The sequence below is a fragment of the Streptomyces sp. NPDC057307 genome (genome assembly GCF_042667665.1).
In the GTDB taxonomy this organism is placed as follows: domain Bacteria; phylum Actinomycetota; class Actinomycetes; order Streptomycetales; family Streptomycetaceae; genus Streptomyces.
The window spans coordinates 1-13025 of the sequence record NZ_JBHUZM010000040.1; the positions used below are offsets into that span (position 1 = coordinate 1).

At 71.4% G+C, this 13025-nt stretch carries 11 protein-coding genes and 1 pseudogene; 3 read left to right on the plus strand and 9 right to left on the minus strand.

What is annotated here, in order from left to right; translation table 11 throughout:
* Window positions 1-102: 102 nt before the first annotated feature.
* From hflX to miaA, 6 genes are all read right to left on the minus strand, one after another.
* Window positions 103-1599 (minus strand): GTPase HflX, encoded by a 1497-nt coding sequence (gene hflX / locus ACFUN8_RS16840; protein WP_383637338.1) that lies wholly within the window; start codon window positions 1597-1599, stop codon window positions 103-105.
* A gap of 226 nt (window positions 1600-1825) precedes the next feature.
* Entirely contained in the window at window positions 1826-3271 is a 1446-nt protein-coding gene (locus ACFUN8_RS16845; RefSeq protein ID WP_383637340.1) for a M1 family metallopeptidase, read from the minus strand.
* 117 nt (window positions 3272-3388) lie between these two features.
* A complete protein-coding gene (locus tag ACFUN8_RS16850) occupies window positions 3389-5569 on the minus strand; it encodes a RelA/SpoT family protein (RefSeq protein ID WP_383637343.1) in 2181 nt (726 codons plus the stop codon).
* Window positions 5570-5765: 196 nt separating this feature from the next.
* Window positions 5766-6710 (minus strand): diaminopimelate epimerase, encoded by a 945-nt coding sequence (gene dapF, locus ACFUN8_RS16855; RefSeq protein ID WP_383637346.1) that lies wholly within the window; start codon window positions 6708-6710, stop codon window positions 5766-5768.
* Between the two features lie 82 nt (window positions 6711-6792).
* Window positions 6793-7230 carry a hypothetical protein gene (locus tag ACFUN8_RS16860; RefSeq protein ID WP_382572678.1) on the minus strand — a complete coding sequence of 146 codons (438 nt, stop codon included), beginning with the start codon at window positions 7228-7230 and terminating at the stop codon, window positions 6793-6795.
* Window positions 7231-7337: 107 nt separating this feature from the next.
* The gene (gene miaA / locus ACFUN8_RS16865; RefSeq protein ID WP_383637350.1) at window positions 7338-8276 is read right to left on the minus strand and encodes a tRNA (adenosine(37)-N6)-dimethylallyltransferase MiaA; all 939 of its coding nucleotides are present in this window, start codon (window positions 8274-8276) and stop codon (window positions 7338-7340) included.
* Between the two features lie 182 nt (window positions 8277-8458).
* On the opposite strand from miaA, the gene ACFUN8_RS16870 reads away from it, so the two are divergent.
* Complete coding sequence (locus ACFUN8_RS16870; RefSeq protein WP_383637353.1) at window positions 8459-8722, plus strand: hypothetical protein; 264 nt, start codon at window positions 8459-8461, stop codon at window positions 8720-8722.
* A gap of 49 nt (window positions 8723-8771) precedes the next feature.
* The gene (locus ACFUN8_RS16875; RefSeq protein WP_364534471.1) at window positions 8772-9032 is read left to right on the plus strand and encodes an antitoxin; all 261 of its coding nucleotides are present in this window, start codon (window positions 8772-8774) and stop codon (window positions 9030-9032) included.
* 118 nt (window positions 9033-9150) lie between these two features.
* Here ACFUN8_RS16875 and ACFUN8_RS16880 read toward each other — a convergent pair whose 3' ends face one another.
* Complete coding sequence (locus ACFUN8_RS16880) at window positions 9151-9903, minus strand: class III extradiol dioxygenase subunit B-like domain-containing protein (RefSeq protein ID WP_383637356.1); 753 nt, start codon at window positions 9901-9903, stop codon at window positions 9151-9153.
* Window positions 9904-9979: 76 nt separating this feature from the next.
* Window positions 9980-11506 (minus strand): tRNA (N6-isopentenyl adenosine(37)-C2)-methylthiotransferase MiaB, encoded by a 1527-nt coding sequence (gene miaB / locus ACFUN8_RS16885; RefSeq protein WP_383637359.1) that lies wholly within the window; start codon window positions 11504-11506, stop codon window positions 9980-9982.
* A gap of 139 nt (window positions 11507-11645) precedes the next feature.
* Here miaB and ACFUN8_RS16890 point away from each other — a divergent pair, with 139 nt between their 5' ends.
* On the plus strand, window positions 11646-12161 hold the full coding sequence (locus ACFUN8_RS16890) for a cupin domain-containing protein (protein WP_383637362.1): 516 nt from the start codon (window positions 11646-11648) through the stop codon (window positions 12159-12161).
* A 276-nt stretch (window positions 12162-12437) separates the two neighbouring features.
* On the opposite strand, the pseudogene ACFUN8_RS16895 reads toward ACFUN8_RS16890, so the two are convergent.
* Window positions 12438-12983: pseudogene (locus ACFUN8_RS16895) on the minus strand (histidine kinase); the annotation flags it as partial.
* Window positions 12984-13025: the final 42 nt, after the last annotated feature.

Consider the following 13025-nt stretch of genomic DNA (forward strand, 5'->3'; position numbering starts at 1 on the left):
CTCGGAGATGTGTATAAGAGACAGGGGGCGGGCCTTCCGCCGTAACTTCGCCGACCACGTCAGCCGCATCAGCCGCGCCGCGGCACGACCACCGTGCGGCGGTCAGCCGACCGCGGGAACAGGCACGTACACGGCGAGCGCCGCGGCCAGTTCCTCGTGGACCTGCGCCTTCAGTAGCGTGCCCTCCGGGGTGTGCTCCTCGGACAGCACCTCGCCCTCGGCGTGGACCCGCGAGACCAGACCGCCGTCGGTGTACGGCACCAGGGCCTCGACCGTGATCTCGGGCCTGGGCAGCTCCGTGTCGATGAGCGCCAGTAGCTCGGTCATACCGGCGCCGGTACGCGCCGACACGGCGATCGCGTGCCGCTCCATGTGCAACAGCCGCTGGAGGACCACCGGGTCCGCCGCGTCCGCCTTGTTGATCACCACGATCTCGCGGACGTCCACCGCGCCCACGTCGCGGATCACCTCACGCACGGCGGCCAGCTGCTCCTCCGGCGCGGGGTGCGAGCCGTCGACCACATGCAGGATCAGATCGGAGTCTCCGACCTCCTCCATGGTCGAGCGGAACGCCTCCACGAGGTGGTGCGGCAGATGCCGTACGAACCCGACGGTGTCGGCCAGCGTGTAGATCCGGCCGCTCGGTGTCTCGGCCCGGCGCACGGTCGGGTCCAGGGTGGCGAACAGGGAGTTCTCCACCAGGACGCCCGCGCCGGTGAGGCGGTTGAGCAGCGAGGACTTGCCCGCGTTCGTATACCCGGCGATCGCGACCGACGGAACCTTGTGGCGCCTGCGCTCCTGCCGCTTGATCTCACGGCCGGTCTTCATCTCCGCGATCTCCCGGCGCATCTTCGCCATCTTCTCGCGGATCCGGCGCCGGTCCGTCTCGATCTTGGTCTCACCGGGACCACGGGTGGCCATACCGCCACCGCCGCCGCCACCCATCTGCCGGGACAGCGACTGGCCCCAGCCGCGCAGCCTCGGCAGCATGTACTGCATCTGGGCCAGCGCGACCTGGGCCTTGCCCTCTCGGGACTTGGCGTGCTGGGCGAAGATGTCGAGAATCAGGGCCGTACGGTCCACGACCTTGACCTTGACGACGTCTTCGAGATGGATCAGCTGACCGGGGCTGAGTTCACCGTCGCAGACGACCGTGTCCGCTCCGGTCTCCAGCACCATGTCGTACAGCTCGCGTGCCTTGCCCGAGCCGATGTAGGTGGCCGGGTCTGGCTTGTCACGGCGCTGGATGACGCCGTCGAGCACCAGCGCGCCGGCCGTCTCGGCCAGCGCCGCCAGCTCCGCGAGCGAATTCTCGGCTTCCTGCACGGTCCCCGAGACCCAGACGCCGACGAGCACCACACGCTCCAGGCGCAGCTGCCGGTACTCGACCTCGGTGACGTCTTCGAGCTCGGTGGAGAGGCCGACCACGCGCCGTAGCGCCGCGCGGTCGGAGCGGTCGAACTGGTCGCCGTCCCGCTGTCCGTCGATCGCTTGGCTCCAGGCGACGTCCTCTTCCATCAGGGCATCGGCCCGAAGGCTGTCCGTGCGGGTGTCCGCGGAGATCTGCTCGTCCTGGGAAGGGGAAGAAGAGGAGGTCATTGGATCCTTACGTCGAAGAGAATGTTCGGGTGGTGGACAGAGACTGCCCACCCACATCGGTCACAACGCGTAACGATCCGGATTGATTCCCGGCGTCACGGGCCCGGCGCCCCCGTCCCGGAATCCCGGTCCCGGCGGCGCCGCCGACCCCTTGATGGTGGCACGTCACCGCCGGGACCGTCATATGGGTTTCCCGCTGGGTTTTCCCGCCCCGTCTCGCCGCCGCCTACTTCGCCGCCGCGCTCTTCCAGTCCGGGTGCCCCGGCATGGGCGGTGTCTTCTTCCCGTACAGCCAGCCCCGGAAGAAGTCCGACAGGTCGCGCCCGGCGATGTCCGACGCCAGCCGCGTGAAGTCGGCCGTACCGGCCGTACCGTCCCGGTGGTCGCGGACCCAGTCCCGCTCCAGCCGCCGGAACTCCCCCACGCCGATCTCCTGACGCAGCGCGTAGAGCACCAGCGCGCTGCCGTCGTAGACCACCGGCCGGAAGAGGCTGATCTGCTCGCCGGCCGCGGGCGGCTTCGGCGCGGCCGGCGGGCCGCCCGCCGCGCGCCAGCCGTCGGACAGCCGGTACGCCTCGCGCATCCGCTTCTCCATCGGCTTGTCCGCGTGCTCCTGCGCGTACAGGGCCTCGTACCAGCTGGCATGCCCCTCGTTGATCCACAGGTCGGACCACACGCGCGGCGAGACGCTGTCACCGAACCACTGGTGCGCCAGCTCGTGGACCATGACCGAGTCGACGTACCACTCGGGGTACTCGGGCCGGGTGAACAGCGAGCGCTCGAAGAGCGACAGCGTCTGTGTCTCCAGCTCGAAGCCGGTCTCGGCGCCGGCGATCAGGATGCCGTACGTCTCGAAGGGGTACCGCCCGACCTGCCGCTCCATCCACTCCAGCTGCGCCGGCGTCTTGGCCAGCCACGGCTCCAGCTTCGCGCGGTCGGCCGCCGGGACCACGTCGCGCAGGGGCAGTCCGCGCGGCCCCTCCCGGTGCAGCACGGCCGAGTCGCCGATGGACACCTGCGCCAGCTCGGTGGCCATGGGGTGACGGGTGCGGTAGGTCCAGGTGGTGGTGGCGCCGTGGCGGGTCTTCGCCACCGGCAGTCCGTTGGCCACCGCGGTCAGCTTGCTGGGGGCGGTGACCCGGAAGGTGAACACGGCCTTGTCGGCGGGGTGGTCGTTGCCGGGGAAGACACGGTGCGCGGCGTCGGCCTGGTTGGCCATCGCGAGACCGTCCGTGGTCCGCACCCAGCCGCCCTTGCCGCCCGTCGGGTCGCTGGTGTGGGTGACGGTGACGCGTACCGGCGAGCCCGCCTCGACGGCGTCGCGCGGCGTGACCACGAGGTCTTCGCCGGCGGTCGCGAAGTCGGCACGCGCCCCGTCGACCTCGACGGAGCGGACCACGCCGTGGGTGAAGTCGAGGTTGATCCGGTCCAGACGCCGGGTCGCGCGGGCCTCGATCTTGGTGACGGCGTCGAGCGGCTTGGTGTTGTCGCCGCGATAGGTGAAGCCGATGTCGTAGGCGAGGACGTCGTATCCGGGGTTGCCCAGGTGTGGGAAGAGCGGATCGCCGATACCGAGCGGTCCTGGGGCGGCGGCGGGGAGCGTCGCGGCGACGAGGGTGGCCGACGCGGTGGCCAGCAGGGCGGCGCGCAGCCGGCGGGAGGTGAGCAGCATGAACCACCGTTACCAGCGCCCGGCATAGGTATGAGGGCGGCGCGCTTCACACCCACCCGAAAGAGGAGGCGGGCAGCCGGGCGCGGATGCCGGTGCCGGCGGGGGTGACGAGTCCGTTCAGGAGGCGGGCTCGTGCTGCGCGCGCCGTACGTCGAAGACTCCCGGCACGTCCCGCATCGCGCGCATCAGTCCGGGAAGTCCTGCCGCGTCGGGCAGTTGAAGCGTGTACGTGTGCCGTACCCGCTGCTCGCTCGGCGGCTCCACGTTGGCCGACACGATCGCCGCGCCCGCCGTGGCGATGGCCTCGGTGAGGTCGGCGAGCAGCCGTGGCCGGCCGAAGGACTCCGCGTACAGCGTGACCCGGCACTCCGGCTCGTCGCCCCAGCTCACCGTGACCGGCGAGCGGCCGAGCGCGGTCATCCTGGCGACGGCGGGACACTCCTCGCGGTGCACCGTGACGGCGCCGCCGCGGACCGTGAAGCCGGTGACGGCGTCGGGCGGTACGGGCGTACAGCAGCCGGCGAGCCGTACGGTCGCCTCGGGCACGTCCACGACCACGTTGGCCACGCCACGCCGTCCGGCGGTGACGGCGCCGGGGGCACGGGGCGCCGCCGCGGGCACCTTCAGGCTCTCCGGATTCGCGGCGAGCCAGCCGGCGATCGCGATCCGCGCGGCAGGCGTACGTGCGTGGTCCAGCCACTCGGGAGAGGGCCCGGGGGCGGCGTCCTGCGTCTGAGTGCCGCGCCCTCCGCCCCGGGCGCCGTCGCGGCTGTCCCCGCTGCCACCGGTGGTGTCGCCGCCCCGGTCGTTCGCGGTCTCCGGGACGGGGCCGTGGGCCAGCAGCAGTTGCACCGTGTCGCCGTCCACCAGGACCGTACTCAGCGTCGCCAGACGGCCGTTGACGCGCGCCCCGATGCAACCGTGCGCGCCGTCGCCGTGCTGCGCGTACGCCGCGTCCACACACGTCGCGCCCGCGGGCAGCCCCAACATGCCCCCGTCGGCGAGGAAGACGCTGATCTCCCGGTCCTGGGCGAGATCGGCGCGCAGCGTCGTCCAGAAGGTGTCCGGGTCCGTGGCCGCCTCCTGCCACTCCAGGAGGCGGGACAGCCAGCCGGGCCTGGTGGGGTCGGCGCGTTCACCGTCCGCCGGTTCGGCCCCGTCGACGGGCGCGTAGGGATTGCCGAGCGCGACCACACCGGCCTCGGCGACCTTGTGCATCTGGTGCGTACGGATGAGGACTTCGACGACCGCCCCGTCGGGGCCGGCGACCGCCGTGTGCAGCGACTGGTACAGGTTGTACTTGGGGGCGGCGATGAAGTCCTTGAACTCGGAGATCACCGGGGTGAAGCAGGTGTGCAACTCGCCCAGCACGGCGTAGCAGTCGGCGTCCTCCCCGACCAGGACGAGCAGCCGGCCGAAGTCCGTGCCGCGCATCTCGCCGCGTTTCAGGCGGGCGCGGTGCACGGAGACGAAGTGCCGCGGCCTGATGACGACTTCGGCCGTGATGTCGGCCTCGCGGAGCGTCCGCCGCACCTCGACGGCGATGGTGTCCAGGCTCGGCCCCGTGGTGGCCCTGTCGGCGATGACGGTGCGGGTGCGCTCGTACTCCTCCGGCTGGAGGATCGCGAAGACCAGGTCCTCCAGCTCGGTCTTGAGGGCCTGGACGCCGAGGCGCTCGGCGAGCGGGATGAGGACGTCGTGGGTGACTTTGGCGATACGGGCCTGCTTCTCCGGCCGCATCACACCGAGGGTGCGCATGTTGTGCAGGCGGTCGGCGAGTTTGATCGACATCACCCGGACATCGTTGCCGGTGGCGACCAGCATCTTGCGGAAGGTCTCGGGCTCGGCGGCGGCGCCGTAGTCCACCTTCTCCAGCTTCGTCACGCCGTCGACCAGATAGCAGACCTCGTCACCGAACTCCGCGCGGACCTGATCGAGCGTCACGTCCGTGTCCTCGACGGTGTCGTGGAGGAGAGACGCCGTCAATGTCGTGGTCTCGGCGCCGAGTTCGGCGAGGATCAGGGTCACGGCGAGCGGATGTGTGATGTACGGCTCGCCGCTCTTGCGGAACTGTCCGCGGTGCGACATCTCCGCCAGCACATACGCCTTGCCCAGCACGAGCAGGTCGGCGTCGGGGTGGTGCGCGCGGTGGGCGTCGGCGACATGGCCGATCGCGTCCGGCAGCCGGTCCCTGGAAGCGGGCCCCAGCAGCGCGGCCCTGCCTAGTCTGCGGAGGTCGATACTGGTACGGCCGCGCCTGCGGCTCCGGGCACCAGGGCTGGTCGCCTCTGCGCTCATGGGGCACCTCCGGCAGCGTCGACCGGCGGTGGGAGGGACAGGAGCGCCCTCCCGGCCGGTGCTTGATGCTACCGACCCCACCACGTGCCTCGGTCCACCTCTCCCCCAGCGTGAAACGGATCACCCATTCGAGGGAACCTGCGGCCGGGTGCTGAGGACTTCGGAGCGTGTCGGGCCGTTCAGGGGCGTACGGGCCTCAGCGCGGGTCGAGCCGCTGCGCCCACTCCGTGTCGAGCAGTCCCTCGGCGACGATGACGGCCGGGCCGGTCATCTCGATCTCGCCGTCGGGGCGTTCGGTGATGACGAGTCGTCCGCCGGGCACGTCCACGGTGTACGTGACGGACTCGCCGGTCACCGCGGGGTCGATGCCGTCCCTGCGGGCCGCCGCGACGGCGACGGCGCACGCGCCCGTACCGCAGGACCGTGTCTCGCCGGAGCCACGTTCGTGGACGCGCATGGCGACGTGGCGCGGGCCGCGATCGACGACGAACTCGACGTTCACACCGTCCGGATAGACCGAGGGCGGGCTGACGGAGGGAGCGGTGAACAGATTTCCCGCGTGGTCGAGATCCGCCACGAAGGCGACGGCGTGGGGATTGCCCATGTTGACGTTGCGCGCGGACCAACCGCGGTCCCCCACAACGACGGTGACGTCGTCCTCGGTAAGGACGGCGCGTCCCATGTGGGTCGTGACCGGCCCCGGATCGGCCTCCCGGCTGTCGGCGCCGCCCTTGGTCTCGGCCTCGGAGTCCTTGGCGATGTGCACCCTCTTCACGCCGCCACGGGTGGCGACGGCGAGGTCGCCCGCCTCGACGAGACCGGCGCGCCGCAGATACCGCGCGAAGACCCGCACCCCGTTGCCGCACATCTCGGCGATGGATCCGTCGCCGTTGCGGTAGTCCATGAACCACTCGGCCCGGTCGGCCATGGACCGCGCCTCGGGGTGGGCGGCGGACCGCACGACGTGCAGCAGTCCGTCGCCACCGATACCGGCCCGGCGGTCGCAGAGCTTCGCGACGGCGGAGGCGGACAGGGCGAGGGCGTTGTCCGGGTCGGGAATGATCACGAAGTCGTTCTCTGTCCCGTGGCCCTTGAGGAAAGGGATCGGTGACGACTGCGCGGCGGGCCGGTAGGTACTCACGTGTCAATCGTACGAGGTGGGACCGACAAGCGAACACGGAAGGCGGCCGGCCGATCCGCCGGAACGACGCGCGGCCCGCCGGTCAGCGGAGGCGGGCGACCCGCCACACGGCGAGGGCGACGAGGGCGGCGCCCCCGGCCACGTACAGCCCGAGAACACGCCAGTCCGGGCGCTCGCCCGAGCCACGGGCCGGCAGACCCGGCCAGGCGTGGCCGACGCGGCGGGCGGCCATCATGCCCCAGCCCGCGGCGCAGCAGCTGATCAGCAGGCCGAGCATGGCGACGACGGCGCCGCCGTCGCCCGTGCCGAAGGCGAGGGGGAAGGCGAACATCAGCGAGCCGATGGCGGCGAGCATCACGATCGGGGCGAGCTGCCAGATCCGCAGGCGTCGCTGCGGACGCAGCTCGACCTCCACCTCGGGAGTCACCGCGTCTTCGTCGGGTCCGTCAGGACTCAGCCGTGGGGCTTCGTCCTGTGGATCCTGCGTTCCCTGATCCGTGTTGCGAGGGCCAGCTTCCATCGCCACGCGCCCTCCCAACTCGGACTCCACTGGTCGATCGATGCTCGATGATGGCACGGCCCCGGGCACCGGATTGACGGCCTGAGCGTCCCGATGCCATCACGTGATCAGGCTGTGACCGCTCGTTCGACCAACGTCAGCGCGAGGTGCGGGAGTTCCTCCCGGTCGACGGCCGCGCCGCTCAGCCAGTGCACCCGCGGGTCGCGGCGGAACCACGAGTCCTGGCGGCGCGCGAAGCGCTTCGTGGCGCGTACGGTCTCGGCGCGCGCCTGCTCCTCGGTGCAGTCCCCGGCGAGGGCCGAGAGCACCTGCTGATAGCCGAGAGCGCGCGAGGCCGTACGACCCTCGCGCAGCCCGCGCGCCTCCAACTCGCGCACCTCGTCGACGAGCCCGGCCTCCCACATGCGGTCCACGCGCAGCGCGATGCGCTCGTCGAGTTCGGGGCGTTCCACGTCGACGCCGATCTGCACGGTCTCGTACACGGCGTCGTGGCCGGGCAGATTGGCGGTGAACGGCTTCCCGGTGATCTCGAACACCTCGAGGGCCCGGACGATACGGCGCCCGTTGCTGGGGAGGATCGCGCGGCCCGCCGGCGGATCGGCGGCGGCCAGCCGGGCGTGCAGGGCCCCGGAACCGCGCAGCCTCAGCTCCTCCTCCAGCCTGGCGCGTACCTCGGGGTCGGTGCCGGGGAAGTCGAGGGCGTCGATGGCGCCCCGTACATAGAGGCCGGAGCCGCCGACGAGGACGGGGGTACGGCCTTCGGCGAGGAGCCGGTCGATCTCGATCCTGGCCAGCCGCTGGTACTCGGCGACGTTGGCGGCCTCGGTGACGTCCCAGATGTCGAGGAGGTGGTGCGGGACGCCGCGGCGCTCCTCGGTCGTCAGCTTGGCGGTACCGATGTCCATCCCTCGGTACAGCTGCATGGAGTCGGCGTTGACGACCTCACCGTCGAGTTGCCGGGCGAGATGGACGCCCAGGTCGGACTTGCCGGCCGCGGTGGGGCCGACGACGGCGATGACCCGGGGTGCTGGCGCTGCGGTTCTCACGGCCCCAGTCTCGCAAACCCGGTGGCCGGTTCCCGAACGAGTTACGTGACGGCCCCTGTCCGGGGTCGTTGGCCGTTGCGAGATTCCGACTGCCGGTTTTCGGGCCGGTGCGACCGGGCGGCGCAACGGGACGCTCCGGGCGACGCGGAATTTCGCCCACACGGGTACGATATGGAGCAGATATGGGTGTTTTTGCACGGTTTAGCCGGAAGTCCAAGCGGACGACCGTGGAGGACGGGTCGGCCTCGTCGGCGGCCGGAGCCACCGCGGTCGGCGCCCCGGAGACGGCGGAGGCCGCACCGGACCCGGGTGCGGATACGGTTGTCACGGGGAGCGAAAGCGCCACCGACGGCGGCGAGGACGCCGCGGAGAGCGTTGACATCCCGAAGCAGCAGACCGCCGACGAGGCGGCCGACAACGGAGCCGGCGAAGGCGCCCGCACATAACCGGCACAGAGCCGACAGCCCCCACCGGGGGCCCGAGGGAAGGTGACCCATGAGCTTCCTTGACTCACTGAAGGCCAAGCTGTCCCCTGCCAAGGACAAAGTCTCCGACCTCGCGCAGCAGCACGGGGGAAAGATCGGCGACGGTCTGGACAAGGCCGCGAAGACGGTCGACCAGAAGACCAAGGGCAAGTACAGCGACAAGATCGAGTCCGGGACCGGAAAGGCCAAGGACGCTCTGGAGCGCATGTCCCACAAGGACGGCGACACCGGCACCCCGCCTTCCTCCCCTCCGCCGCCCCCGGCCTCCTGAGGCACGGCCGAGCTGCGGCCGACGCCCGGCGGACGACGGCCGGGCGCGGGACGATTCGTACGAGTGACGGTGATGGCCGCGAGGCGCCGAAGGGCGCTTCGCGGCCATCGCCGTTCCGCTACGACCAGGCCGCCACGAAGTAGCCCACCCCGTACGGCGCGTCCTCGTAGAGCAGAGCGCCCTCCAGATTCGCCCCCTCGGCCGCGCCCGCGAGGATCTGCCAGCAGGAGCGGCCCGCCGCCTTCAGCTCGGCCGCCAGCGCCTCGTCCAGTGCCGCGAGCGCCCCGACATCCGCCGAGGACAGCGCCCGTGCGACCTCGGCGTCGAACGCGGCGGCGCGCTCGTCGAGATAGCCGGGAGCCTTGAGCGTGCGGCACGCGCTGGCGTCGCCCATCGCCAGCAGTGCCACCCGCTCGTCCTCCGCCGCGATGTCCCTACCGGTTTTGATACACCGCTCGGCGTCGAGTGGTTCCCACACGCCGAGACCGTGGATCGGCGAGGCGGACCAGCTGACCCGCGCGAGCAGCCAGGCGGCGACGGCCAGCGAGGTCGGCAGGGGCGGCGAGGGCGGCACGTCGTCCCCGGACAGTTCCTCGCGGTCCCCGCGCCCCGTCGGCGTTACGCCGAGCGTGACGTCGACATCCACCCCGTATCCCCGGAAGGAACCGTGCGCGCCCTGCGGGTACGGCTCCAGATCCCGCGGACCCGGAGCCGGTCCGACCACGATCAGCCGGTCCGGCCGGGAGGCGGCGAGCACGCCGAGGGCGTCGGCGCACGCGTCCCGCGCGGCGTCGAGTTCCGAAACGGCACCGGCGGCCAGCGCGGGGACGAGCAGGGGCGGGCAGGGGCACACGGCCGCGGATACGAGCATGCTGCGCAGACTAGATCACGGCCGCGCGGGAGGTCCGGGCGTAGGCGCCGTACCCGCACGTGGTGTGACCCATGGGTCACACCACCGAGCAGCCGCCCGTCGCCGCGGGCAGGGGCGGCGGGACACCGATCGACGGCAGGCCGAGCAGTACGCCGGCGGGCGCGGGCGGAGCCGCGTTGCGCCTCTCCCACGCGTCACCGGCGCGGGTGCGCCGTATCCGTGTCGTCGGTCCTTCCGCGAGCAGATGGTGCGGAGCCGCGTACGTGATGTCGACAGTCACCACGTCGCCGGGCCGCACCTCCTGGTCGGGCGCGGTGAAGTGCACCAGCCGACTGTCGGGCGCACGGCCGGAGAGCCGGCGGGTGGCGCCGTCCTTGCGGCCCTCGCCTTCGGCGACCATGACCTCAAGAGTGCGGCCGACCTGCGTCTTGTTCTCGTCCCAGGAGATCTCCTCCTGGACGGCGACGAGGCGCAGATAGCGCTCCTGCACGACCTCCTTGGGAATCTGCCCGTCCATGTCGGCGGCGGGCGTTCCGGGGCGCTTGGAGTATTGGAAGGTGAAGGCGTTCGCGAAGCGCGCCTCGCGCACCGTGTGCAGCGTCTGTTGGAAGTCCTCCTCGGTCTCGCCGGGGAAGCCCACGATGATGTCGGTCGAGATGGCGGCGTGCGGGATGGCCGCGCGCACCTTGTCGATGATCCCGAGGAAACGCTCCTGCCGGTACGAGCGGCGCATCGCCTTCAGGACGGTGTCCGAGCCGGACTGGAGCGGCATGTGCAGCTGCGGCATCACGTTGGGTGTCTCGGCCATGGCCGCGATGACGTCGTCCGTGAAGTCGCGCGGGTGCGGCGAGGTGAAGCGGACGCGCTCCAGGCCCTCGATGCGTCCGCAGGCCCGCAGGAGCTTGGAGAATGCCTCGCGGTCGCCGATGTCGGAGCCGTACGCGTTGACGTTCTGGCCGAGCAGCGTGATCTCCGAGACGCCTTCGGCGACGAGCGCCTCGACCTCGGCGAGGATGTCGCCGGGGCGGCGGTCCTTCTCCTTGCCGCGCAGGGCCGGGACGATGCAGAAGGTGCAGGTGTTGTTGCAGCCCACGGAGATGGAGACCCACGCGGCGTAGGCGGACTCGCGGCGCGTCGGCAGCGTGGAGGGGAACGCCTCCAGCGACTCGGCGATCTCGATCTGCGCCTCTTCCTGTACGCGGGCACGCTCCAGCAGTACGGGGAGCTTGCCGATGTTGTGCGTACCGAAGACGACGTCGACCCAGGGCGCCCTCTTGACGATGGTGTCGCGGTCCTTCTGGGCCAGGCAGCCGCCGACGGCGATCTGCATGCCGGGGCGCCGGGTCTTCATCGGGGCGAGCCGGCCGAGGTTGCCGTACAGCTTGTTGTCGGCGTTCTCGCGTACGGCGCAGGTGTTGAAGACGACGACGTCGGCGTCGCCGTCGGAGCCCTCGGGGGCGCGGACATAGCCCGCGCCCTCCAGTAGACCGGACAATCGCTCGGAATCGTGGACGTTCATCTGACACCCGTAGGTGCGTACCTCGTAGGTCCGGTCAACGCCCACTTCGTCCACTGCTCCGGCCCGGTCACTGCTAATGGTCACCCGCCAAGGGTAAGGGGGTGCCCGAGGTGGCCCCGCCGACGGAGTGCTGAGGCCGGCGGATCCCTCCCATGATTGACCCATCGATTCGGCCGCCGAATGCACCTGCCGGGCGGTCACCTGCGCCCCTAGATTCGTACTCATGAACACGACGACGAACCCGGCGACGAACCCCGCGAACCGCACCCACCAGCCGCTTCTCACCCGCGGCGGCGCCGCCGAGGCCCTGGCCGACGCCCCGGGCAGCGTGATCACGCTGTTCGCCGACTCGGACACGACGGGCGGCGCGCTGACCATCAACACCGCCCGCTTTGAGAAGGGGGCGGCAGGGGCGCCCGTGCACTTCCACACCCGCGCGACCGAGTTCTTCTTCGTCGTCGACGGCACGCTCCAGGTGCTGGTCGGTGACGAGGTGCTGACCCTGGAGAAGGGCGACTTCGTCGCCGTACCGCCGCACACGCCGCACGCCTTCGCGCCCGCCCCGGACGCGACCGCGGAGGTCCTGGTCGGCTTCACACCGGGCATGGACCGCTTCGACTACTACCGGTTGCTCGGCCGTGTGCACGACGGCGAGGCGACCGTGCAGGACATCAAGGACTCCTCGGAGACGTACGACAACCACTACGCGCGCAGCCAGGCGTGGGAGCGACGCGCCTGAGGTCCGCCGCCTGAGGCGGGCCCCCGCCCCGGTGCCCGGCCGGTTCAAGTCAGCCGGGTCCGGGGTGGTTTGACCGCCGAAGTCGCGGGTACGGGCTCTGGGCTGCGCCCGGCGCCGGGCCTGGGGAGGTCTGAGGCGCTGGTCAACCCGGTCCCCGGACCTGCGAAGGACGTGGGACCGGGGCGCAGTGCCCGCGTCGCGGGACCGACTGACAGCCGAGTGGTTGGCCCGGAACCGTCGTTCCGGGCCATTGGTGGCCGCCGCTGGCGAGGGTCACGTGGTAGCCGCCGCCGCGCTGCCTTTGCCGCAGACGTCGCCCAGGAACAGGCCCCAGCTGCCGGCGGCGAGCGGGAACAGGTCGTAGAGGCCGCCGCCGACCTGGTCGATGGAGGCGATGTGGTGGTGCGCGGCGACGTCGGGGCCGGGCACGGGGACGAGCGTCGGGGGCAGCAGGGTGGTGGCGAGCCGCCTCGTACGCATGGCGGTCGCGGGCGTCGACGAGGGTGGTGCGGATCAGCAGAGGCTCGCCGTGGGCGTCGGTCTTGACGGTGGAGGTGACGAGTACCGGCAGCCGGGTGCCATCGGCGGCGGTGAGGTCGAGCGCGGCACCTGTCGCCTCGCCCCGCGTCTTGAGCAGCGGTACGACATGGGTCTCGCGTTGACCTTGGCGATCCGGCCGTCGGGGAGGGTGGAGAGGTAGCCGCACGGCGCGTTCTCGTACAGATCCTCGGCGCTGTCCTCCAACAGGGCCGAGGGCAGTCGCTGTCCGGCAGGGCGTGGCTCTCCGGACTCCAGGCGTCCATGGGCGCGTCCTCCCACCATTCGCCCCGTTCACGGACACTCCCCGTTCACGGACGCCTCCCC